Here is a 19568-nt window from a genome sequence, read left to right as displayed (position 1 = left end):
ATGGAGCATCTTCTACCTTACAGCACCTTCATTCTTGCCATCGCGCTCGGTTGGTGGCTGGGGAGGAGAAGCCGTGGTGAGGAGGTTTTATCCAGCTCGGAATCGCCGGTCTATTATCAGGGGCTGAGTGTTCTGCTCGGAGACCAGCCCGGCACAGAGCTCGATCATGTTATCGAGTTGATACCGGTCGGCGAAGATACGCTGGATACTTACCTCAGTCTTGCCAGACTGATGCGCGGCAAAGGCGATTTTGAGGCGGCCACGCGTATTCATCAACACTTGTTGGCGTGGTCTGGCTTGCCTGAAAAAAGTCGGCAGAAGGCGCATCTGGAACTGGTAAAAGATTATATAGCGGCGGGCCTGCATGACCGCGCAGAAGCAATGCTCCGCGATATGATCAGTGACAACAGCAATGCGGAGGCGCTGGCGCTGTTGCAGCAAATTTATCAGGCAGAGAAGGACTGGGAAAAAGCGGCGGCTGTGGCCCGCAAGCGCTTGAAGGCCCTTAGTGGTCGTGACTCAGCAGAAGAGGTTGGGCAAATCAGTCGTGCGCTGAGCCACTATTACTGCGCCATGGCTGAAGACGCTATTCGGCAAGGCGCGGCGACGGCTGTTGATGATTGGCTTCATAAGGCTGTTGAGTTGGATGCGGAAAATCTTCGTGCAGTGATGTTAGTGGCGCGACGATATCTTGCTGAGCAACCCGATTACAGTCTGAATATGCTGGTAAGTCTGTCTAAAGCTCAGCCCGCTTTTACAATGGAAATCCTGCCCTTGCTCGGCGAGGTGTTTGATGCGCTACCCGAATCTATTGACCACATAGCAATCCTCAAGGACTTGGCGGAGCATACCCAAAGTTCTACTGCAGAAATTGCCTTGGCGGAAAAACTCGCCGTTCGCGATGCCGAGGCGGCCAAAGTTGTTCTCAGAGAGGCCATATCGCGTCGGTCTACATTGCGATTGCTGGTAGCGGCCTTGAAGCTGGAGTCGACACAGTCTTCACTGCAGCCATTGGTTGACGCGCTGGCGACATTGCGGGACGAGCGCCCCACCTATCACTGCCGACACTGCGGTTTTTCCGGCCGCAAACTGCATTGGCTGTGTCCGAGCTGTGAGCAGTGGGGTACTATTGCGCCCATCCGTAGTACACAAGGTGATTGATTACCCGATGTCTGTGACTTCTCCCGTCGTGGTTGCCCTGGATGTAGCCACCCAGCAAGAATTGACACAACTCCTGGACCAGCTCGACCCGGCGGCATGTCGAGTCAAAGTCGGCAAGGAATTATTTACCTTGTTCGGCCCGCAAGTGCTGGATCAGTTGCACGCGCGCGGTTTCGAGGTCTTTCTGGATCTCAAATTTCATGACATTCCTAACACGGTGGCAGCGGCGGTTCGCGTAGCGGCTGAAAAGGGCGTGTGGATGGTGAATGTTCACGCCAGCGGCGGCTCAAAAATGATGCGTGCAGCCAGAGAGGCGCTGCGGCCTTTCGGTGACAAGGCGCCACTCTTGATTGCGGTGACTGTACTGACATCGATGCAGGACAGTGATCTTGTCGAGCAGGGCATTCAGCGCAGCGCCGCCGAGCAGGTATCCCACCTCGCCCATCTGGCTGAAGAAAGTGGCATGGATGGTGTGGTTTGCTCTGCACAGGAAGCCCCCGTGCTCCGGGCTGAGCGCGGTAAGAATTTTCTATTAGTTACTCCGGGTATTCGCCCCGCAGACAGTGCGCAGGACGACCAGCAGCGTATTGCAACGCCCGAGCAGGCGATGGCATTGGGTAGCAGCTATCTGGTCATCGGGCGACCCATTAGTCGTGCCGAGCAGCCGCTTGAGGCACTGAATCGTATTAACCGGGCATTGGGTTGTTAGCCCTCACTGCCTATCAGGAATAACAGATAAGGATTTATGCATGGCATTTATTGATGTGTTCAATGGCGATGCGGATGGCCTTTGCGCGCTGATACAACTGCGCCTGGCTAGCCCTCAGGACAGCGAACTGGTCAGTGGTGTAAAACGCGATATCGCGTTGCTTGAGCGTGTGCAGGCGGCATCGGGAGATGTTGTTACGGTACTGGATGTCTCCATGGATAAAAATACGGAGCCGTTGAACCGTATTCTGGCGGCGGGCGCAGAAGTCTTTTATGTCGATCACCATTTTGCCGGTGATATCCCTGACCATCCCTTGCTCACCAGTCGTATAAATACCGCTGCTGATGTGTGCACCAGCCTGTTGGTGAATGGCCATTTGCAAGGGGCTTATGCCGAGTGGGCCATCGTGGGTGCATTTGGTGACAATTTACGTGCCAGTGCGGAGACCGTCGCAAAGCAATGCGACCTAGATGCGTCCGAAATATCCCGGCTGGAAAATCTGGGTATCTACCTGAACTACAATGGCTATGGGGCCAGCCTGGACGATCTGCATTTCACGCCGACAGAATTGTTCGAAAAAATGCGGCATTTCGATAGTCCCTTCACGTTCATGGAAGAGGCTGCTGAAACCTTCGAGGCCCTTCAAGCCGGTTATCAGAACGATATGCGTTCGGCGGCTAAACTGCCGCCGGTTCACGCTTCGGATACCGTGGCGGTCTATGTTCTGCCCAATGAGCGCTGGGCTCGACGTGTCAGCGGTGTGTACGGAAACGATCTGGCCAACGCCTACCCCGATCGTGCTCACGCCGTGTTGACGGAAAAGGCTAACGGCAACTACCTGGTCAGCATTCGGGCTCCCCTTAATAACAAACGCGGTGCTGATGAATTCTGTCGCCAGTTCCCGACGGGCGGTGGTCGTGCGGCGGCGGCAGGGATCAACGACCTGGCCGGTGGCAGTCTGGAGCAGTTCAGTGCGCAGTTTGAAGCCTTCTATCGGGAGCTCAATCGCTGAACATGTTAACCATCGATGCATGGATCACGCTGGCCGTGATCGTCGGCTGCCTGTTAGCTCTGGTATTCAGTCGGCGACCTGCGGATATGGTTTTGTGCGGCGGCGTGGTTATCCTGCTATTGCTGGACATCCTGACGCCGAAAGAAGCGCTGGCGGGAATGTCTAATGAGGGCATGATAACGGTGGGTGTGTTGTTCGTCGTTGCTCAGGCGTTGTCGGAAACGGGCGTTGTCAGTTGGATCTCCAATAACCTGCTCGGTAGGCCAAAGTCGCCTCACTCTGCTCAGCTGCGCTTGATGGCGCCGGTAGCCCTGTTCAGCAGCATTCTCAACAACACACCTGTAGTGGCGATGCTGATTCCCGCCGTGCGGGATTGGGCTAAGCGCAACAAGCTGTCCGCCTCGCAGTTGATGATACCGCTGAGCTATGCGGCAATCATTGGTGGTACCTGTACCTTGGTCGGTACCAGTACCAACCTTGTGGTTAACGGGATGTTGCTGCAATACCTGCCTGACCAGGGGCTGGGGATGTTCGATCTTGCCTGGGTCGGCATTCCCTGCGCATTGATGGTGATTGTCTTCGTGGTGTTGTTCTCGCGTTGGCTGTTGCCCAATCACAGCGGTACAGAAGAGCGTTTTGAAGACACCCGTCAGTATATTGTGGAAATGAAAGTTGAACCGGGCAGCGCGGTCGCAGGGCAGACGATTGAAGAAGCGGGGCTTCGTCAGTTGCCTGGCATGTTCCTGGTCGAGATTGTGCGCGACCAACAGGTTATGACCGTGGTGTCACCCAACGAGCGATTGCGTGATAACGACCAACTGGTATTTGCCGGTGATGTACGTTCAGTGGTGGACCTGAAAAATATACACGGCCTCAAACTTGCCGAAAAACAGGTGTTTAAGCTCGAAGCGGGTAGCCTAAACCGTTGTTTGGTGGAAGTGGTGATCTCCCATAATTTCCCCCAAATCGGCCGTCGTGTTCGGGAGATGCGCTTCAGGAACCACTATGGCGCGGTTGTTATTGCAGTGTCGCGGAACGGTAAGCAGATTAAAGGCAAACTCGGTGATATCGAGCTGGAGGCCGGTGATACCCTGCTTCTGGAAACCCATGAAGACTTTGTGCGCAATCAGCGCTACTCAAAAGACTTCCTGCTGGTTAGTGCGATTGAGAACTCGCGCCCTGTTCGTCACGAGCATAGGCTGCGCGCGTCACTGATTATGCTGGGTATGGTGTTGAGCGTTGCGTTTGGCTGGCTGTCCATGCTGAAAGCCGCTTTTCTGGCCGCTGGATTGATGGTGATTACCCGCTGCATTCGCATCAGCGATGCGCGGCGCTGTGTCGACTGGCAAGTGCTTCTGGTTATTGCGGCGTCGATCGCCTTGGGCTCGGCACTGGAAAAAACCGGTGCAGCGTCGGTCATTGCCGATGGTGTCGTCAGTATTGCAGCGGGTTCACCGATGGCAACGCTGGCAGCGATTTTCGTGGTTACCGCCTTGTTCTCTGCGGTCATTTCCAATCTTGCCGCGGCAGTCATCGTCTTCCCGATCGCATTGGCCGCCAGTCAGCAGCTCGGCGTCAACATGCTGCCCTTTGCGGTAACCCTGATGATGGCAGCATCCGCCAGTTTTGCCACGCCGATTGGCTACCAGACCAATCTCATGGTCTACGGCCCGGGTAACTACCGCTTCTCGGATTTCTTCAAAATGGGTGTGCCCCTGACGCTGCTGGTGGGGGTCGCTACGGTGCTGATCGTACCGCAAGTCTGGTCGTTTTAATCGCATTTGGCGGCACTGGAGGAAGCTTACTCGCAGTCGAGATGCTCGGCTTCCTCAAAGCGATTCGCCTGCAATAACACGCGGTGCTCAATCACGTCGACGGACACCTGCATGCCAGCGAAACCACTCTCCAGTAAGCGCTTGCAGGCCGCCTTGGCTAGGGCTTCAGCATCGTGCTGCTGAGTATCAACGCTGAGCACCAAGACATTGTGGCGAAGCCACAGCGCCTTTTGGATGCCGTCTTGTGGGTGAGCTTCAAAATACTTCAGCATTTTTTCGTGGGCCGGACTGAAGGAGGGCGCAGCCATTGTGGCGCTGCTTATCGCCAACAGCCCAGCGGCGAACCAGCGAATCATCAGAGGGTTTCTCGCAGCAGAGTTGTAACAGCCACAGTGTAGCGGGTTTGCTTGGGAGAGGGGATCAAGGATTTACATGGGGCAACAAAAAAGGGCCACACCTTTCGGTGTAGCCCTTTCGAATTTGGCTCCGCCTGCTGGGCTCGAACCAGCGACCCAATGATTAACAGTCATTTGCTCTACCAACTGAGCTAAGGCGGAATAGCTGTCTCAACAGCTGAGGCCGCGCATATTAAAGGGCATTGCGGGGGGCGTCAAGCCTTTCGGCCAGAAAATTTTGAAAGGGCTTTTTTTCAGGTTTTTCCTGAGCTTAGCGCATCGAGGCGGGGCTTTTCCGCGTAGCCCAGAGACTGGTGTAAACTGGGCGTTTTCATTCGGAATTCGGGCCGGGGAGAGTCATGGGCAAGCCGTTTCAGGTGGTATCTAAATTCGAAGCTGCTGGTGACCAACCTCGCGCCATTCAGGCGCTGGTCGAAGGGGTGAATGCGGGGCTGCATGCGCAGACGCTGCTCGGGGTCACCGGATCGGGGAAAACCTTCACCATTGCCAATGTGGTTGAGGCCCTGCAGCGTCCCACCATTGTGATGGCACCGAACAAGACCTTGGCCGCGCAGCTCTATGGCGAGTTCAAAGAGTTTTTCCCCAATAACGCGGTAGAGTATTTCGTTTCCTACTACGACTACTATCAGCCCGAGGCCTACGTTCCCGCGTCGGATACCTTCATCGAGAAAGATGCGTCGATCAACGATCACATTGAGCAGATGCGACTGTCGGCGACCAAGGCGCTGATGGAGCGCTCGGATGCGATCATCGTGGCGTCGGTGTCATCGATCTACGGTCTGGGTGATCCCGAGCAGTATTTCAAAATGGTGCTGCATCTGGTGCGCGGAGATCGTATCGATCAGCGCAAGCTGCTGCGCCGTCTGGCTGAGCTGCAATACACCCGCAACGATATCGCGTTTCAGCGCGGCACCTATCGCGTGCGAGGGGATGTTATTGATATTTTCCCGGCGGAGAGCGAGAAAGATGCCATCCGCGTCGAGCTGTTCGATGATGAGATCGATTCCATCGGCGGTTTTGACCCGCTGACGGGCGAGTCTTACGGCAAGCTGCCCCGCGTGACGATCTATCCCAAAAGCCATTATGTAACGCCTCGCGAAACGCTGTTGGCGGCGGTCGACCACATTGAGGACGAGCTCAAGGAACGTCTTGAGCAGTTGCGCGGTAATGATTTGCTGGTGGAGGCGCAACGGCTGGAGCAGCGCACCCGCTACGATGTGGAAATGATTCGCGAGCTGGGTTACTGCAACGGCATCGAAAACTACTCGCGCTACCTGTCGGGCCGCGACCCCGGCGAGCCGCCGCCGACCTTGTTTGACTACCTGCCACCGGATGCACTGGTGGTGATCGACGAGTCCCACGTGACCATCCCGCAGATTGGCGCGATGTACAAAGGTGATCGCTCCCGAAAGGAAACGCTGGTGCAGTACGGTTTTCGCTTGCCGTCGGCGTTGGATAACCGGCCGATGCGCTTTGAGGAATGGGAGCGACTGGTTCCGCAACTTATTTTGGTTTCCGCGACCCCTGGTCCCTACGAAGAAGAACATTCTGCTCGGGTCGTTGAGCAGGTGGTGCGTCCTACCGGACTGGTTGATCCGGTGGTGGAAGTACGACCGGCAACAACGCAGGTCGATGACTTGTTGTCGGAAGTCAATCTGCGGGTAGAGAAAGGCGAACGGGTGTTGGTCACCACGCTGACCAAGCGCATGGCTGAGGATTTGTCCGAGTATCTGGACGAGCACCATGTGCGCTGTCGCTACCTGCACTCCGACATCGATACGGTTGAACGGGTGGAGATTATCCGCGATCTCCGGTTGGGTAAATTCGATGTGCTGGTGGGGATTAACCTCCTTCGGGAAGGTTTGGATATGCCGGAGGTTTCTCTGGTGGCGATTCTCGATGCGGACAAAGAGGGTTTTCTGCGCTCCGAGCGTTCGCTGATTCAGACCATCGGTCGTGCCGCAAGAAACCTGAACGGCAAGGCGATTCTCTACGCTGACAATATTACCGGCTCTATGCGGAGAGCCCTGGACGAAACCAACCGCCGCCGGGAAAAACAGATGGCCTTCAACGAGGAGCACGGGATTGTGCCCAAGGGGGTCACCAAATCTGTGGAAGATATTCTCGAGGCCGCCGCAGCGCCCGGCTCGAAGTCAGGAAGGCGGGGCAGGGAGCAACGCAAGGTGGCAGAGCCCGTGGGCGATTACCTGCTGGATGCCGAAGCCATGTCGCCGGCCGAACAGGCGAAATTGCTGAAGAGCATGGAGCAGCAGATGCAGCAACACGCGAAAAATCTCGAGTTTGAAGAGGCCGCCAAACTGCGTGACCGACTGCATGAAATCAAGGAACGGATGTTTATTAATTGATGTGTCGGGCAGGCTTGTCATCGCCCGGCAGCCTGCTTATAATGCGCCGCTCTTTCGTACGACCGTAGCTCAGTTGGTTAGAGCACCACCTTGACATGGTGGGGGTCGGTGGTTCGAGTCCACTCGGTCGTACCAATTCTCTTTTTAAATCAGTGTGTTGCGAGCGCCTGCTATGGCGATGAACAAAAGTGAACACTGATTTTCTCGTTTTGAACAAAGCCCTTTTTTGATCAGAATTGCCCGCGTAGTGCGTCTGTGGGCATGATGAGGTCCATTTCCTGCCATTTTTCGCTGTGTCCGCTGAGGTATCGCTCGGTGGTGCTTTCGTCTGTGTGGGCGTATAGCTCTCGGATTTGGGCTTTGGTGTAGCCTGCGTTGGCGTAGATGTCGCCAGCGAGGCTGCGGACTTCGTGGAAGGTGGGGCGGTGTTTGGCTTGTATGTCGGCGAAGAGTTTTTTGCCGGTGGTGTCGGTGGTTTCGTCGCGGATCTCGGCGAAGGCGTCGCTCAGGAATTTGGGTAGTACCTGGTAGGCGTGGCTACGGTGCTGGCTTTTGTAGCGGCGCTGGTATTTGTGGCTGAGTAGGCTGGGGCATCGCTGGTGGATCAGGCTCAGTTCGCGGGCGCGGTTGATGACCTGGCGCAGTAAGGGGTGTTTGTCGAGGTTCCAGCTCAGGTTGGCTGGGTCGGCGTGGCCGCCTCGGCGCTCAAATTCTTTGCTGAGCTGGGCGTGGCTTTTGTTGATTTGCTTGCGCAGCAGGTTGCCGACGATGTGTTCGTCAAACTGCAGGTCGCAGATGTCGCCCCGTCGCAGGGTGGTGATCAGGCTGATGGCCATGGCGATCTGCAGGAAGGGGTATTTGTCGCCCGCCTGGTTGTAGATAAGCCAGAATTGCTCTTGGGAGAGGCGCAGGCGCTGTTTGGCGGGCTTGGCTGACATCTCCACTCGCGGGGCGGCGTCGCTGCTGCTGAAGGGGTTGGCGTCGAGTTTGGGGCAAAGCCCGCGTGCTAGCAGATGGTTGAAGAAGCGGCGAAACTCGGGCTGGCGGCTGCGCTGGGCGTGGCCGGTGAGGGTGTCCCACCAGGCTTGCACATCGAGCAAGGTGATTTGTGAGACGGATTTTCCGGCGTTCAGGGTGGCATAGCCGCGCAGGTAGGCTTTGCGGTTGGCCCAACTGGTTTTGTTGCGCAGGCTGGGTTCGCGCTTTTCGCGCTCGTCGATAAAGTCTTCGACGTGCCGGCGAATGCTGAGGCGGCCGTATTGCGGATTGGTGGCTGGGGTGACTTTGGCGCCCGCGGCGAACTGTGCATTCAGGCCTTGCGCGGCTGCGATGGCGTCTTGCGTGGTCGCGGCGAAGGTGTAAAAGCTGCCATCCGGCCGCTTGTAGCGCCATTTGCCCGGCTCTTTGCGCGGGGTTTGGTAGAGGTTTTCGGGCAATTCCAGCCCGTCGACGGTGCGTATTTTGGCCATGCTGTCGGCGTCCATGGGTGTTGATACTCGCTCGATATTGGGCGCGGGGCGCTTTTGCTGTCAAATTTGTCTATGCGCTCAGGGCTTCAAGTGGGCTGCGTACGTGGTGCTTTTGCATCACGTGGGTGTAGATCATTGTGGTCGACACGTCTTTGTGGCCCAGCAGCTCTTGCACGGTACGGATATCGGTGCCGGACTCGAGTAGGTGGGTGGCGAATGAGTGGCGCAGGGTGTGGGCGCTGACTTTTTTGTTAATGCCTGCGGCCAATTTGGCTTTGCGCAGGGCTTTGCTGACGGCGGTTTGGTGTAGGTGGTGGAGCCGATAGACACCGGTGCGTGGGCAGGCTCCGGGCTTGCTGCTGGGGAATAAAAATTGCCAGTCGAGCGAGTATTCTGCCTTGGGGTATTTGCGAGCCAGCGCGTTGGGCATGTACACGTCGCCCCGGCCTGCAGCCAGCTCGATGGTGTGTCGGCGTTTAACCTCGGCCAACTGGCGCCCCAGGTCGGCTGTCAGCGTGCTGGGTAGAGGGGTTTGCCGGTCTTTGCCGCCCTTGCCGCTGCGCACAGTGAGCGTGCCCCGGTGCAGGTCCACATCTTTAACCCGCAGGCTCAAGCATTCGGCAAGGCGCAGGCCTGAGCCGTATAGCAATGAGCCGATGATTTTGTACACGCCGGGCAGCTGAAATAGCAGGGCGGCCATTTCTTCTTTGCTTAGCACGGTCGGCAGGTACTGTTTTTTGCGAGGCCGGGCAAAGTCGCCAATGTCGCCCAGGGGCTCGCTCACCACGTGTTTGTAAAAGAATGCGATGGCGTTAAGGGCTTGCGCTTGGGTGCTGGGTGATACCTGGCGATCGCGGGCGAGGTGGGTTAAAAAGCCGCGCACCTTGGTTTCGCGGTCGGCATCTATCCGGGTGGCGGCAAAATGGGCGTAACGCCAGTACCAATGCAGGTAGGCTTTTTCGGTCTGCAGGCTCAGGTGTTTAAACCGGCAGGTATTGCGCAATTGCTCTGCAGCTTCCTTGGTCTTCATTTTCCTGTGTCCTCCGGAAATATAAGCCTGTTGGGTTGATAGCGTGTGTTATAAATGCTCGCCGTACCGTTCTTTCTGTACTAGCAGGCTCGCTTCGAGCAATCCTTTTTCCACGCTCTCAGCATCAAGCCCTTGGAGTTGTATCGCATGATGTCGGTCATTGCTCCAGTCGATGCGCAATTCGTGGCGCTCTTCGATAGTGTTGATCCAAATTTTTTCTAGCGTGGTCATGGCGTTCTCCGCATTTATAACAAGTCGGTCAAGTATGCCCTTCGGGCGGGACGCACAAAAGGCGTGCGCCACTTACCGCATGGGTTAGTAGGCCAAATCAACTTCGAAATCATGGCCGCATTCCGGGCATACCACTTCTGTTGCCGTACTACGCTCGGTGTCGTGCTCCGGTATATCCAATTGCCTGCCATCCCAGAAATCAGGGTAGTCGAGCAGGTCAACGTGCGCTTTGCAGTCGGGGCAATCACAATTCAGCTCTACCGTCCACCACGCAGTTGGCCTACTAACAACAGGTTCTACGGCGGACTTGCTGGCCTCGGCGCGTGTTTCGGTTTCGGTGTGTTCGCTCATTTTCAATGTCTCCAGTGCGGGCTATCGCAAGCCCGTAAACCAAGGGTTATGGTGCCTTGCCCAATTCAAACACCGACCCAGCACTGCACCACTCCTTCTGTTTCTCATTCCAAAATTCGTGGTATCCTCGCGGGTGTAATCGTGCAATGCAGTAATGCCCGTCAACAGCGTCAGCTCGGTTTTTCAAGTACGGCACCATAACAACTGGCTCTTGGCGCGACCCGCTAACATCTGATCTTGCTGCTATTTCTGTTTGTTTGTTTAAGTCTGTCATAGCCATAATTCCTGTTTAATTAATCGCGGGCCGCAAATCCATGGGTTATAGCCGCGCACCCACCTTGGCAGGTGCGCGTAGTCTCAAGCAGCAGTCTGCCGCTCAATCTTGCTGGCGAGCTTTGCCAGCCCCTTGGGGGTGACCAGCACCTGCTCGGTGGTCTTTTCGCTGCCGTCATTTCGGTACACCACCGTGACTTTGTGCTCCAGATAGCCGGTTTGCAGCTTGTCTTGGTAGGCTATCCAGCCGCTTCCACCTGCTCGCCGGTATATCCATTGGTGGCTGCTGAGCCATGCAAACAGGTCTTTCGGACGCATTTGTAGGTCTTTGGCGGCATTGGTAATGCAGATTCCGCCATCGCTGGTGGCAATTCGGTCGTATGCTTCAACCTTGGGCTTCATCGCCTCGTTGGCTTCCGCCAGCTCTGCGGCGAGTCGCAGGGCTTCGGGCAGGCTTTGGGGTATGGCAGGTTGCTGGAGCTTTCCGGCGCGGTAGTCAATGAAGGTCTGGTTAACCCGCAATTGAAAGGCTGGGCTAATCCAGCCCGCGTAGCTAACCGCGAGCAGCTCGTGGGCGAATGTGCCGGTAATTCCGCGGCCCTTGATTGTGCTGGTTGGTTTAGAAGGGCTGATCTGGCCTTCTAACTCTTTCGCCAGCTCTAAGGCCATTTCTGTCCTTAGCCATTTGCTCGGTTTTTTGTGGTCACCTTCGCCGCTGGCGCGGTGAAGCGCGTTCAAATTAAAGCGGCCTTCGGCATCGGTGGTGATTTCGACGCCAGCGATTACGGGGAATTGAATTACATTGCTCATGGTTGTGGCTCCTATATCAGTCCGGCATCGGCAAAGCTGAGGGTTTTACCTGCGCCCACAATGATGTGGTCTAGGGCGCGGGCGTCGATTAAGGCGAGGGCTTCTTTCAGGCGCTGGGTAATGCGCTTGTCGGCAAAGCTGGGCTTGGTGGTGCCGCTCGGGTGGTTGTGGGCAAATATTACGGCGGCGGCGTTCAGCTCCAGGCAGCGCCGAACGACTTCGCGGGGGTAAACCGCTGCGCTGTCGATGGTGCCAGTGAACATCACTTCGCTTTTTAGCAGGCGGTGCTGACTGTCGAGAAACAGGCAGATAAATGCCTCGCTGGGGTATTTGGCAAATTGCGCTGTTAAGTAGTCCTTGACCATTGCCGAGCTGGTAATGGTTGCGCCTCGGCAAACACGGCCATCCAGCAGCCGCTTGGCGGCTTTGATGATCTGGTCTTCAGTGAGGGCGCGGCGGGCTTGGTATTTGCCGGTGGCTTCGCACAGGGCGAAATTGGGGATTGATATAGGCATGATGTAAGTCCTTGTATGCGGTTTGATTTTCCGCGCACCCCTCGCCAAAAGGGTGGACGGAACCATACAGGTTGGCGAACCGGCTACAAGGGAACCGGCAGGCCCGAAGGCCTCCCGTATGGCCCGCCCATTACAGGACTTGCCATATTGCAGACACAAAAAACCCGCTCGATGGGCGGGGTGTCCGCCTTGTAATTCCGGGTCGCCAAACCCGGTTACTGATTTTGCAGTAACGAGGCAAGCATAGTGTCTGTTGTTTGTCATTGTCAAATTCTCGTCTTTAAGCCTGTGCGGTGCGCTAGAACAACGGGTTACGCAGCCATCATGTGAGTTATCACTGCTGCAAGTAGTCCGACAGCGCAGGCTATTCGCGTTGCTGTTGCCCAGGCTGGTGGCGACTCTTTGCTGGCATCCACCATCCATACGATGTAGGTGATTCTCGGCCAGCCGTTTCTTGCGCCATAGCAACGGGGTGCTAGGTTGGGCATTCCGTTGGGGTACAGGGCGGTGCTGCGCGCCGGTGGCTGGGTGGTGAGCCATAGGCCGCGCTGAATTAGCGATGCCTTAAAATCTTTATTCCACGAGCCGTCATCTGTGCCGTGCGTGTTTTTCAAGGCGTCGCCAAGGGCTTGGTGGTAGGTTTCGGCGCTGCATCGTATGCGGTTGCAGTGGGTCATTGGGTTAGCCCGCCCTGCACCAGCTGTGCAACGGTGGCGTTGCCGCCGTCGACGGGTGTGACGCTGGGTGCGGTGATGATGGTGTGGGTATCCAGCAGTACGGCGGCTTTGTCGGCGTCCACAAAGGGTCTGCCGTCGAGGATGACGCCAGGTATGACGCGATTGGCTACCCAGTTGTAGACGGTTTTGGTGGATACGCCGGCTTCAAAGGTTTCGTTTATCCATTTGCTGGCAGGCACGAGGCGGCTCATTTTAACCCCACTTATAAATTTCAAAGCCGTATTGCTGGGTGCCGCCTTCTTGGTCGGCTTCGGCAATGAGGCTGTCGATGTTGGGTAGCACTTGGTGTTGGAGCAGGTCGTTTAGGCGCACGGGCTCTTTGGTGCTGATTTCGTCGCGCAGCAGGGCGCTGTTGCCGGTTTTTATCCAAAGGTCTACGCGGTACCGGTACCGGCGCTTACCCGGGTGCTGGATGGGGCCGACGAATTTGCCGTCGTCTTTGGTGGTACCGCGAAAGACTGCTATAGGCTTCACTGCTCGTTCTCCAGCGCGCGATCGGTGGTGGCGGCCAGCCGACAGGCTTGCCAGGCGAAGAGCCAGACAAGGGCTGTGAGGCTGGCCGCGACGATCACTCGTTGCTGTCCTCTTGGGTTTCGGTTTGGATGCGGGCGTAGATCTCCTCGCGGTGCACGGCAACGTGCTTGGGTGCGTTAACGCCCAGGCGTACTTGGTTACCTTTGACGCCTAGCACGGTGACGGTGATGTCGTCGCCGACCATGAGGGTTTCGCCAATTCTTCGGGTGAGTATGAGCATGGTATTTACCTTCCGTTGGTTGAGAAAAACACGTTTTGGTAGTGCGGCTTAACGGGGTTAAGCCCTGCTGTGTCTGCCCTCGTCGCTGAGGTGCAGTACTTATGGTAGGAGATGATTGGGCAATACGCGCAACTTATGGTGGTGTCGGCTTCGCAGCGGCGCTGCCATTGGTAGGCTTGTTCGATTTGCGCGGCGGTGCAGATGACCACCAGCGGGTCGTTGCTGGCCTTGGCGGCTTTTTCGCTGGCGTTGGCGTTGATGGCCGCCGTCATGGCTATGGCGGTGGCGGTTGGCACAACGAATGAGCTGCTGCCGCGCGCATTGGCAACGCCAGTGGCGAGCAGGGCGACGATGCCGATAAGTAGTGTGGTGATGGGTTTCATGGTGGCCTCGTGGTTAGTGTTGTGCGCGCTGGCTGGCTTTAATGGCTTGCCCGGCAATGCCGAGAAAGTCGAGCGCGTAGAATTCGGTCACGTCGCGGGCTGTTTGAATGAGTTCCCGGAAGTATTGCTGCCAGCTAAAGTGGCCGGCGAGGAGCCATACGCCTTCGTTGATATCGTTGTAGTGCAGTTGGCCTTCGCCGCTGCACTCTTCGCAGGGCTCTGCGTCGTCATGTTCGCATTCGTCATCTGGCGCATCGTGAGCGCATTCTTCGCAGAAATAGCCTTCGCCGCCGCACAGGGGGCAATCCAGCAATGGATTGCTCTCGGTGAGTGCCTCTGATTTCAGGTGCTGCCATGTATCAAGTGTCGCAAATTGCATATCGCTCTCCTTGCTTACACCCAGGCGGCGTTGGCGATGCGCCGGGCGCCTTGGGTTGGGGGTAGTGAGTAGAGGTGCTGGCCGCTTTGGGGGCACTCTTTGATGGTGAGGCGGCTTTCGCTCACCAGTTTTTGGCAGATGTGGGTGGCGTAGCCTTTGCCCAGGCCGGTGGCGATGGCGATGTGGTTCACGTCGCAGCGCGGGTTTCGGCCTACGGTGCGCAGCACGGCGGCTTCGCGGTCTTGCATGGGTTGGCGGGCCTGTTTGCTCATGGCTGCCAGCCTTCGGTAACAAGGCGCGCGTAGTTGCGCAGGATAAGTTGCACGTAGAGCGTGGTTTCCTGCGCGTGGATGCCGGTTATGCGTGGCAGGGCGGCGATGATGCTGGCGTAGTCGCTGGCATTGTTGGCGACGCGCTGTGCGTTGAGCAGGTGGCCTGCGCCTGCGTTGTAGCTGGCAAGGGCAAGGCAGAGGCGGTCGGCCTCGGGTCGGGGCCACGACCACAGGTTGTATTGCTCGCGCAGGTAGTACACGCCCACGCAAATGCTGTCGGCGGGGTTGAATGGGTCCATGCTGCCTGCTTTGAGTTCGCGCACGCATTCTTCCCAGGTGGCGGGCATGATTTGCATCAGGCCCTGCGCGCCAGCGTGGCTGACGGCCTGCGGGTTAAAGGCGCTTTCTTGCTGCATTTGCGCGGCCACGTAGCGCCAGTCGAGGCGCGGCATGAAGTGCTCGACCGAGCGTTTAATTTGCTCGGCATAGGGCGCCAGCGGGTGGGGTTTAAGTGCTGCGCTCATGCGCGTTGCTCCTGTTGTTGGGTGAGGTCGCCGCAGGTGCGCAGCACGACCTCTGTGCCTTTTGGGGTGCAGGTAATGACGCTGCGCCATTTGGGTATGCGACCCGTGGGCGAGGGCACGTAGTACTGCCGGTTGAACGATCTGAACTGGTCTGCCGTGGCGTTGTTGCGGTAGTCGGGCAGCATGCCGTCGTACTGGTCGTTGCTGCGCAGGTAGCCCAGTTTCTTTAAGCGATTCCACACGGCCCGGTAACGCAGGCCGTATTGCTCACAGACGTTTTGTAGTGTTGGCAGTGATGTCATGGCTTTGGGCCTCGACGTGTTGGTCGCAAAATAATTCGACGGTTTCGCTCAGCGTGGCGACTTGCTGGCGCACGGCGCTGAGTTCGTTGCGGCTGTTGCTGTTGCGCGACAGCCGACGGTTTACGGCTTCTATGCGGCGGTCTTGCCGCAACTGCTCGTTGTTCAGCCGGGTAACAATGCGCGTCAGGCTGCGCACCTGCTGGCGCAGCGTGCTGAGGGTTTGGGTCAGCTCGTCGGGCGTCACTGCATTACCTCGGCGTATACCTTGGTGGTGTGCTGCCCGTTTTTGCGCGTGTAAATGGCGCTGACCAGTTGGCAGTTGCACTCCATTAGCGCCAGTTGCTGCTCAATCTCTTTGGCGGTGCCGGTAAGGGTGATGAGTTCACCGCGGCGTTGCTGCGGCAGGGGCAGGGGCTGGCTCATGATTGTCTCCACTGTTTCAGCAGTTGCGGCCACGGGTTGCCGGTGGCGTATTCGTAGGCCTGTGTCCAGCACGCCAGCGGGCGGCCGGTAAAAAACTGGTAGCGTGTTTTGCCGCGCACGCCCACGGTGGTGAGCGGGCCGTTGGTCACCGATGACATTTCCAGTCCGGCGGCGAGTATTCCGGCGCGGGCGGCGTTGATAATGCGCTGGGCATTCACGGCTACGCTGCCTCGCGGCCAATGAGTGCCCCGAAAAACTGCCGCGCGGTGGGCAGCGGGGCAGGGGTGTTTTCGGGGTCGATAATCGGTGGCAGAAAGGCCAGCTCGGTTTCGCGGCGGCGCCCGCCGCGCACGGTGCGGGCAATGCGGCCGTGGGTGCGCAGGTCGCCTGTGTCGCTCATGCCGCTGGTGGTCGAGGTGACAATAAGGGCGGCCAATACCAGGTGTTTGCTGGTGATGATTCCCAGCTCCCACGCCATGCCCACGGCCTGCGCCACGGTGCGGGCGTTGAGCTTTTGGCGTGCCCGGTCGAGGTGGGCTTTTACGGTGGCCGGCGAAATGCCCATTGCGCGGGCGGCGCTTTTGGTGCCGTGCCCCAGATTGATCAACACCAATGCTTCAGCTTCGCGCTGGCCCAGCAGGCCGGGCTTGGCGCGCAGGTGTTCGTGTTGGGGTTGTGCCTGTTGCATTGCCATCTCCTCCGTAAGGTTGGCCCCTTTCTCGCCACCGGCGGGGCTACCGGCTATGGATTACCGTAATTCCCGGCTTGCAGATTATTGGCTGGGCCGACCGTTAAAACGCCGCAAAGGAGGCGCGACTCTGCATCGGCTGCCGGTGCGCCCCATCTGCCAGGGGTGCGTTGCCAATAGTGTTTTGCTGTTGGTGATATTAGTGTTTTGCTAATTTGATTGTCAATAGTAAAACGCTAATATTTTTGGAGGGGTGGTCGTGGAGGGTTTTTGCGGGCACAAAAAAGCCGCCTCAGTGGGCGGCTTTTTGGTTTCGCTTTGTTACCTATCCGGAGCTCCATAGCCCTTGTTGTTCAGGAACAGGTTCAAAATCCGAGAGGCTCTTTGCGATGATTCCCATCGATCGAGCCTTGGTGAGTAGCTGTTTGTCGTGACTTATTATTTCAGCACAATTCCGCGCCTTACAGATTGCTAAAATCTGACGGTCGAACTTAAGCTTCGCCTTGGTTTGGTTGTCATCTGGGTCACTAAGGATCGCCTTTACCTCTGCCTCTGAAAGTAGGTCTGCGCACTCGTGGGCTGCGATTGCGTCAAAATCTACTATTTCGATGTTGGCTGACGATTGCAGTCTGGTTTCGATTATCTGGCGGGCTTCTGGGGAATACTTCATAAAGGCTTCAGCCAGAACGGGTGTCGGGATAATTAGGGTTCCTCTGGCTGCTTGGAGATAATCAAGCATTCGTTGCATTCGGTCAGTCAGTCGCTCTACTTCTCGCCCTGTGTCAGGGTCGCGCAATGGCTTATCCTTTTCCCCTAGCAGGACAAGAACGACATTTGTGTCTAAAGCGATGCGCATTAGTGTCTCGCTTTTAGTATGTCCCCATGGGGGTCGCTGTCGCCAGTCCATTGGGAAGGTAACTGCGAAAGCTCGCTGAATATATCCCTCAGCGACTCACTCGATAGCGGCGTGAAGTCTTTTATGACAAAATTTGTCAGTATCCACTCGTTTCTCATGGCGTCCTTGCTCCATTCGGCATCACCAGTCACTTGAATATTTGTCCATAAATAGGGCTTGAGCTTTTCGGCCAGTTGTATATTCAAATGGCATTTATAGGCTCGGGAGTCCGCGCCTTGTATGAGCGCGCGGACGCGCTCCTGCTTCCCTCCAAGGTCAAAAAGACGTCCCTGAATTTTGTCTGTCTTCTTAACCGTTACTTGGTTTTTCCGATTGAATTCCCGGTGCACAGACCATACTGGCATTTTGCCTTGGTACAGCTTGGCGCCTGAGTGGCCATTGTTGCGAAGTAGCTTTCTAATATTGCTCTTGGTTGTGCTTTTCGGGTCTGATGCCACGCTTACCAAGCGAGCTCTTGCCTTTGACTTCGAATCGCCTTCCACGGCAAAGTTGAGGCACGCGCTACCTGGTGTAACGGATTCAAAATGAACGTTCTCTAGCCCTTCCAGCAGATTCGAAAGCTCGGACAAATATTTTGCCAGCTGCGACATGGGGAGTGTTTCCGGTGTGCAGCCTAGAATTCTTAGTGTGTAGGTTGTTTTGTCGTATCTGGCCATGATGCCCCCTCTTCTAGGGATGCTGTATGGATCTTTACCTATTCTCAGCTCAATCCAGTCCAATAAGCAAATGTTCATGCTATCCCCAGATTCAAATCAATCAGCGAATCGGCCGCGAACTATGTCTCATTGGTCTGAAATGCATACTACGGTTTGTGCTCTCGGTTGGGCGTTCTGGGCGCGCGCTCAAGATAGTGTGCCGTCGGCAAAAATGCCTTTGCAGAGGCCGACCAGTTCGCTGATGTTGCGGGTTTGGCGCATGGCGGCGTTGATTCTGGCTGAGACGGTGGCGGGGTCTTGATGCATGGCGGCTCCTCCTGAGCGTATTTGCATTGGGCTGTTTTATTGTTGAATACTGGTTATCTATAAGGGGTATCCATTTAGCTCCACATAGCGTATAACTACTGGATGGATATCCATACTTTATCCCCGATTGCCGGCAAAGACTACCCCCAAAATTGGAATGCATTCCTGGACTGGTTTTCCACTGAGGATGCCTGTCTTGCTTATCTCGAAAAACTCCGTTGGCCAGAAGGCTTCGTGTGTCCATCCTGTGCCCTGGCGGGGAAGCCGCATAGAGCGAATCGCGGTCGATTGATTTGTCGCCACTGTCGTTATCAAAGCTCTGTTACTGCCGGTACGATTTTTAGCAAGACGAGAACACCACTCCGAGTGTGGCTGGCGGCAGCATGGTATCTGACCAATCAGAAGCAAGGTGTAAGCGCGCTTGGCTTGCAGCGGGTATTAGGCTTGGGAAGCTACCAGACAGCCTGGATGATTCTGCATCGGTATCGCCGGGCGATGATCAGGCCGGGTAGAGAAAAACTGCACGGTTTGGTCGAGGTCGATGAGACCTATCTGGATATGACTGATGGCCGGCCGGGGGATAGAAGCAAGCGGAAAAGCCATACACAGCGCGTACTTATCATTCTTGCGGTGGAGATAAAGGAGCCCCAAGGCTTCGGTCGGATTCGCTTGCGTCGCATTGATGATGACACGAAGGGTAATGTCCTGCCCTTTATCCAGAACTCAATAGAAACCGGCAGCCATGTCCGCACCGATGGCGCGGGTATGTATGTGAAGCTACATGAGCTCGGTTACCAGCATGATCGAAAAGTCATGCTGGGTTCGGAAACGCCTGCACATACCTCAATGCCGGGCGTACACCGTGTCGCTTCACTGATTAAACGCTGGCTACTTGGCACCCATCATGGGGCTGTTCGGCCCGAACAACTTGACGCTTACCTTGATGAGTTCGTGTTCCGATTTAATCGCCGTTCTTCAAGATCGCGAGGGATGTTGTTTTACCGATTGTTGCAGCAGGCTGTTGCAACTGAACCGGTGACTTACGAGAACGTCGTTGTGAGGAAGGCTAAGGAGGAATAAATGAGAGGTGGAGCTAAATGGATACCCCTT

The 19568-nt window shown here is 56.5% G+C and carries 27 protein-coding genes and 2 tRNA genes; 7 read left to right on the top strand and 22 right to left on the bottom strand.

Features of this window, described 5'->3' with window-relative positions; genetic code table 11:
* The 4 genes from G411_RS0113420 to G411_RS0113405 are packed head-to-tail and all read left to right on the top strand — an operon-like array spanning position 1 to position 4657.
* On the top strand, positions 1-1161 hold the full coding sequence (locus G411_RS0113420) for a hypothetical protein (protein WP_022959731.1): 1161 nt from the start codon (positions 1-3) through the stop codon (positions 1159-1161).
* A gap of 7 nt (positions 1162-1168) precedes the next feature.
* Positions 1169-1870 (top strand): orotidine-5'-phosphate decarboxylase, encoded by a 702-nt coding sequence (pyrF, locus tag G411_RS0113415; RefSeq protein ID WP_028968435.1) that lies wholly within the window; start codon positions 1169-1171, stop codon positions 1868-1870.
* A 40-nt stretch (positions 1871-1910) separates the two neighbouring features.
* Positions 1911-2882, top strand: a complete 972-nt coding sequence (locus G411_RS0113410) for a hypothetical protein (RefSeq protein WP_022959729.1) — start codon at positions 1911-1913, stop codon at positions 2880-2882.
* A gap of 2 nt (positions 2883-2884) precedes the next feature.
* Complete coding sequence (locus G411_RS0113405; protein WP_022959728.1) at positions 2885-4657, top strand: SLC13 family permease; 1773 nt, start codon at positions 2885-2887, stop codon at positions 4655-4657.
* Positions 4658-4683: 26 nt separating this feature from the next.
* Here the strand turns inward: G411_RS0113405 and G411_RS0113400 are convergent, their stop codons facing one another.
* Positions 4684-5013 carry a hypothetical protein gene (locus tag G411_RS0113400; protein WP_022959727.1) on the bottom strand — a complete coding sequence of 110 codons (330 nt, stop codon included), beginning with the start codon at positions 5011-5013 and terminating at the stop codon, positions 4684-4686.
* Positions 5014-5138: 125 nt separating this feature from the next.
* Positions 5139-5214, bottom strand: a tRNA-Asn gene (locus G411_RS0113395).
* A gap of 197 nt (positions 5215-5411) precedes the next feature.
* Between G411_RS0113395 and uvrB the strand changes: the two genes are divergently transcribed.
* Positions 5412-7439 carry an excinuclease ABC subunit UvrB gene (gene uvrB, locus G411_RS0113390; protein WP_022959726.1) on the top strand — a complete coding sequence of 676 codons (2028 nt, stop codon included), beginning with the start codon at positions 5412-5414 and terminating at the stop codon, positions 7437-7439.
* Positions 7440-7497: 58 nt separating this feature from the next.
* Positions 7498-7574: transfer RNA gene (locus G411_RS0113385), tRNA-Val, on the top strand.
* Positions 7575-7669: 95 nt separating this feature from the next.
* Here G411_RS0113385 and G411_RS0113380 read toward each other — a convergent pair.
* The 20 genes from G411_RS0113380 to G411_RS21550 form a co-directional block, all read right to left on the bottom strand.
* Entirely contained in the window at positions 7670-8908 is a 1239-nt protein-coding gene (locus G411_RS0113380; protein WP_169530701.1) for a site-specific integrase, read from the bottom strand.
* A 70-nt stretch (positions 8909-8978) separates the two neighbouring features.
* A complete protein-coding gene (locus tag G411_RS0113375; RefSeq protein ID WP_022959724.1) occupies positions 8979-9938 on the bottom strand; it encodes an integron integrase in 960 nt (319 codons plus the stop codon).
* Between the two features lie 48 nt (positions 9939-9986).
* Entirely contained in the window at positions 9987-10169 is a 183-nt protein-coding gene (locus tag G411_RS0113370) for a hypothetical protein (protein ID WP_022959723.1), read from the bottom strand.
* Positions 10170-10253: 84 nt separating this feature from the next.
* Entirely contained in the window at positions 10254-10520 is a 267-nt protein-coding gene (locus tag G411_RS20465) for a hypothetical protein (RefSeq protein ID WP_022959722.1), read from the bottom strand.
* Between the two features lie 357 nt (positions 10521-10877).
* A complete protein-coding gene (locus tag G411_RS21555) occupies positions 10878-11603 on the bottom strand; it encodes a phage antirepressor KilAC domain-containing protein (RefSeq protein ID WP_022959721.1) in 726 nt (241 codons plus the stop codon).
* Positions 11604-11614: 11 nt separating this feature from the next.
* Entirely contained in the window at positions 11615-12118 is a 504-nt protein-coding gene (gene radC, locus G411_RS0113355) for a RadC family protein (protein ID WP_022959720.1), read from the bottom strand.
* A 673-nt stretch (positions 12119-12791) separates the two neighbouring features.
* Positions 12792-13046: a hypothetical protein gene (locus G411_RS0113350; RefSeq protein ID WP_022959719.1), complete on the bottom strand. Its 255-nt coding sequence runs from the start codon at positions 13044-13046 to the stop codon at positions 12792-12794.
* A 1-nt stretch (position 13047) separates the two neighbouring features.
* Positions 13048-13329, bottom strand: coding sequence for a hypothetical protein (locus tag G411_RS0113345; protein WP_022959718.1), 282 nt, complete (start codon positions 13327-13329; stop codon positions 13048-13050).
* A 94-nt stretch (positions 13330-13423) separates the two neighbouring features.
* The gene (csrA, locus tag G411_RS0113335) at positions 13424-13609 is read right to left on the bottom strand and encodes a carbon storage regulator CsrA (RefSeq protein ID WP_022959716.1); all 186 of its coding nucleotides are present in this window, start codon (positions 13607-13609) and stop codon (positions 13424-13426) included.
* Between the two features lie 5 nt (positions 13610-13614).
* Positions 13615-13992, bottom strand: coding sequence for a hypothetical protein (locus G411_RS0113330; protein WP_022959715.1), 378 nt, complete (start codon positions 13990-13992; stop codon positions 13615-13617).
* 13 nt (positions 13993-14005) lie between these two features.
* The gene (locus G411_RS0113325) at positions 14006-14371 is read right to left on the bottom strand and encodes a hypothetical protein (protein ID WP_022959714.1); all 366 of its coding nucleotides are present in this window, start codon (positions 14369-14371) and stop codon (positions 14006-14008) included.
* 14 nt (positions 14372-14385) lie between these two features.
* Positions 14386-14643: a hypothetical protein gene (locus G411_RS0113320; protein WP_022959713.1), complete on the bottom strand. Its 258-nt coding sequence runs from the start codon at positions 14641-14643 to the stop codon at positions 14386-14388.
* Complete coding sequence (locus tag G411_RS20455; RefSeq protein WP_022959712.1) at positions 14640-15167, bottom strand: transglycosylase SLT domain-containing protein; 528 nt, start codon at positions 15165-15167, stop codon at positions 14640-14642. Before G411_RS20455 ends, G411_RS0113320 begins: the two co-directional genes overlap by 4 nt.
* Complete coding sequence (locus G411_RS22155) at positions 15164-15469, bottom strand: hypothetical protein (RefSeq protein ID WP_157581323.1); 306 nt, start codon at positions 15467-15469, stop codon at positions 15164-15166. Before G411_RS22155 ends, G411_RS20455 begins: the two co-directional genes overlap by 4 nt.
* Entirely contained in the window at positions 15435-15713 is a 279-nt protein-coding gene (locus G411_RS0113305; protein ID WP_022959710.1) for a hypothetical protein, read from the bottom strand. Before G411_RS0113305 ends, G411_RS22155 begins: the two co-directional genes overlap by 35 nt.
* Entirely contained in the window at positions 15710-15892 is a 183-nt protein-coding gene (locus tag G411_RS0113300) for a hypothetical protein (protein ID WP_022959709.1), read from the bottom strand. The genes G411_RS0113305 and G411_RS0113300 overlap by 4 nt, the downstream gene beginning before the upstream one ends.
* Positions 15889-16110, bottom strand: a complete 222-nt coding sequence (locus G411_RS0113295; protein ID WP_022959708.1) for a hypothetical protein — start codon at positions 16108-16110, stop codon at positions 15889-15891. Before G411_RS0113295 ends, G411_RS0113300 begins: the two co-directional genes overlap by 4 nt.
* A 2-nt stretch (positions 16111-16112) precedes the next feature.
* On the bottom strand, positions 16113-16580 hold the full coding sequence (locus G411_RS0113290; RefSeq protein WP_022959707.1) for a response regulator transcription factor: 468 nt from the start codon (positions 16578-16580) through the stop codon (positions 16113-16115).
* Between the two features lie 325 nt (positions 16581-16905).
* Complete coding sequence (locus tag G411_RS0113285) at positions 16906-17436, bottom strand: PIN domain-containing protein (protein WP_022959706.1); 531 nt, start codon at positions 17434-17436, stop codon at positions 16906-16908.
* Entirely contained in the window at positions 17436-18152 is a 717-nt protein-coding gene (locus tag G411_RS21550) for a hypothetical protein (RefSeq protein ID WP_157581321.1), read from the bottom strand. Before G411_RS21550 ends, G411_RS0113285 begins: the two co-directional genes overlap by 1 nt.
* A gap of 408 nt (positions 18153-18560) precedes the next feature.
* Here G411_RS21550 and G411_RS0113270 point away from each other — a divergent pair, with 408 nt between their 5' ends.
* A complete protein-coding gene (locus G411_RS0113270) occupies positions 18561-19538 on the top strand; it encodes an IS1595 family transposase (protein WP_022959703.1) in 978 nt (325 codons plus the stop codon).
* The last annotated feature ends 30 nt before the right edge of the window (positions 19539-19568 follow it).

Source organism: Spongiibacter tropicus DSM 19543 (assembly GCF_000420325.1).
GTDB lineage: Bacteria > Pseudomonadota > Gammaproteobacteria > Pseudomonadales > Spongiibacteraceae > Spongiibacter > Spongiibacter tropicus.
This window is presented reverse-complemented; position numbering and strand designations above follow the sequence as displayed.

Coding starts and splice junctions, on each gene's coding strand:
- G411_RS0113325 (WP_022959714.1), bottom strand. CDS start 14,371: ATGCAATTTGCGACACTTGATACATGGCAGCACCTGAAATCAGAGGCA.
- radC (WP_022959720.1), bottom strand. CDS start 12,118: ATGCCTATATCAATCCCCAATTTCGCCCTGTGCGAAGCCACCGGCAAA.
- G411_RS0113285 (WP_022959706.1), bottom strand. CDS start 17,436: ATGCGCATCGCTTTAGACACAAATGTCGTTCTTGTCCTGCTAGGGGAA.
- G411_RS0113405 (WP_022959728.1), top strand. CDS start 2,885: ATGTTAACCATCGATGCATGGATCACGCTGGCCGTGATCGTCGGCTGC.
- G411_RS0113400 (WP_022959727.1), bottom strand. CDS start 5,013: ATGATTCGCTGGTTCGCCGCTGGGCTGTTGGCGATAAGCAGCGCCACA.
- G411_RS0113380 (WP_169530701.1), bottom strand. CDS start 8,908: ATGGCCAAAATACGCACCGTCGACGGGCTGGAATTGCCCGAAAACCTC.
- G411_RS0113290 (WP_022959707.1), bottom strand. CDS start 16,580: ATGCAACAGGCACAACCCCAACACGAACACCTGCGCGCCAAGCCCGGC.
- G411_RS0113320 (WP_022959713.1), bottom strand. CDS start 14,643: ATGAGCAAACAGGCCCGCCAACCCATGCAAGACCGCGAAGCCGCCGTG.
- uvrB (WP_022959726.1), top strand. CDS start 5,412: ATGGGCAAGCCGTTTCAGGTGGTATCTAAATTCGAAGCTGCTGGTGAC.
- G411_RS0113300 (WP_022959709.1), bottom strand. CDS start 15,892: ATGAGCCAGCCCCTGCCCCTGCCGCAGCAACGCCGCGGTGAACTCATC.
- G411_RS20465 (WP_022959722.1), bottom strand. CDS start 10,520: ATGAGCGAACACACCGAAACCGAAACACGCGCCGAGGCCAGCAAGTCC.
- G411_RS20455 (WP_022959712.1), bottom strand. CDS start 15,167: ATGAGCGCAGCACTTAAACCCCACCCGCTGGCGCCCTATGCCGAGCAA.
- G411_RS21550 (WP_157581321.1), bottom strand. CDS start 18,152: ATGGCCAGATACGACAAAACAACCTACACACTAAGAATTCTAGGCTGC.
- G411_RS0113375 (WP_022959724.1), bottom strand. CDS start 9,938: ATGAAGACCAAGGAAGCTGCAGAGCAATTGCGCAATACCTGCCGGTTT.
- G411_RS21555 (WP_022959721.1), bottom strand. CDS start 11,603: ATGAGCAATGTAATTCAATTCCCCGTAATCGCTGGCGTCGAAATCACC.
- G411_RS0113410 (WP_022959729.1), top strand. CDS start 1,911: ATGGCATTTATTGATGTGTTCAATGGCGATGCGGATGGCCTTTGCGCG.
- G411_RS0113420 (WP_022959731.1), top strand. CDS start 1: ATGGAGCATCTTCTACCTTACAGCACCTTCATTCTTGCCATCGCGCTC.
- G411_RS22155 (WP_157581323.1), bottom strand. CDS start 15,469: ATGACATCACTGCCAACACTACAAAACGTCTGTGAGCAATACGGCCTG.
- G411_RS0113330 (WP_022959715.1), bottom strand. CDS start 13,992: ATGAAACCCATCACCACACTACTTATCGGCATCGTCGCCCTGCTCGCC.
- pyrF (WP_028968435.1), top strand. CDS start 1,169: ATGTCTGTGACTTCTCCCGTCGTGGTTGCCCTGGATGTAGCCACCCAG.
- csrA (WP_022959716.1), bottom strand. CDS start 13,609: ATGCTCATACTCACCCGAAGAATTGGCGAAACCCTCATGGTCGGCGAC.
- G411_RS0113270 (WP_022959703.1), top strand. CDS start 18,561: ATGGATATCCATACTTTATCCCCGATTGCCGGCAAAGACTACCCCCAA.
- G411_RS0113350 (WP_022959719.1), bottom strand. CDS start 13,046: ATGAGCCGCCTCGTGCCTGCCAGCAAATGGATAAACGAAACCTTTGAA.
- G411_RS0113370 (WP_022959723.1), bottom strand. CDS start 10,169: ATGACCACGCTAGAAAAAATTTGGATCAACACTATCGAAGAGCGCCAC.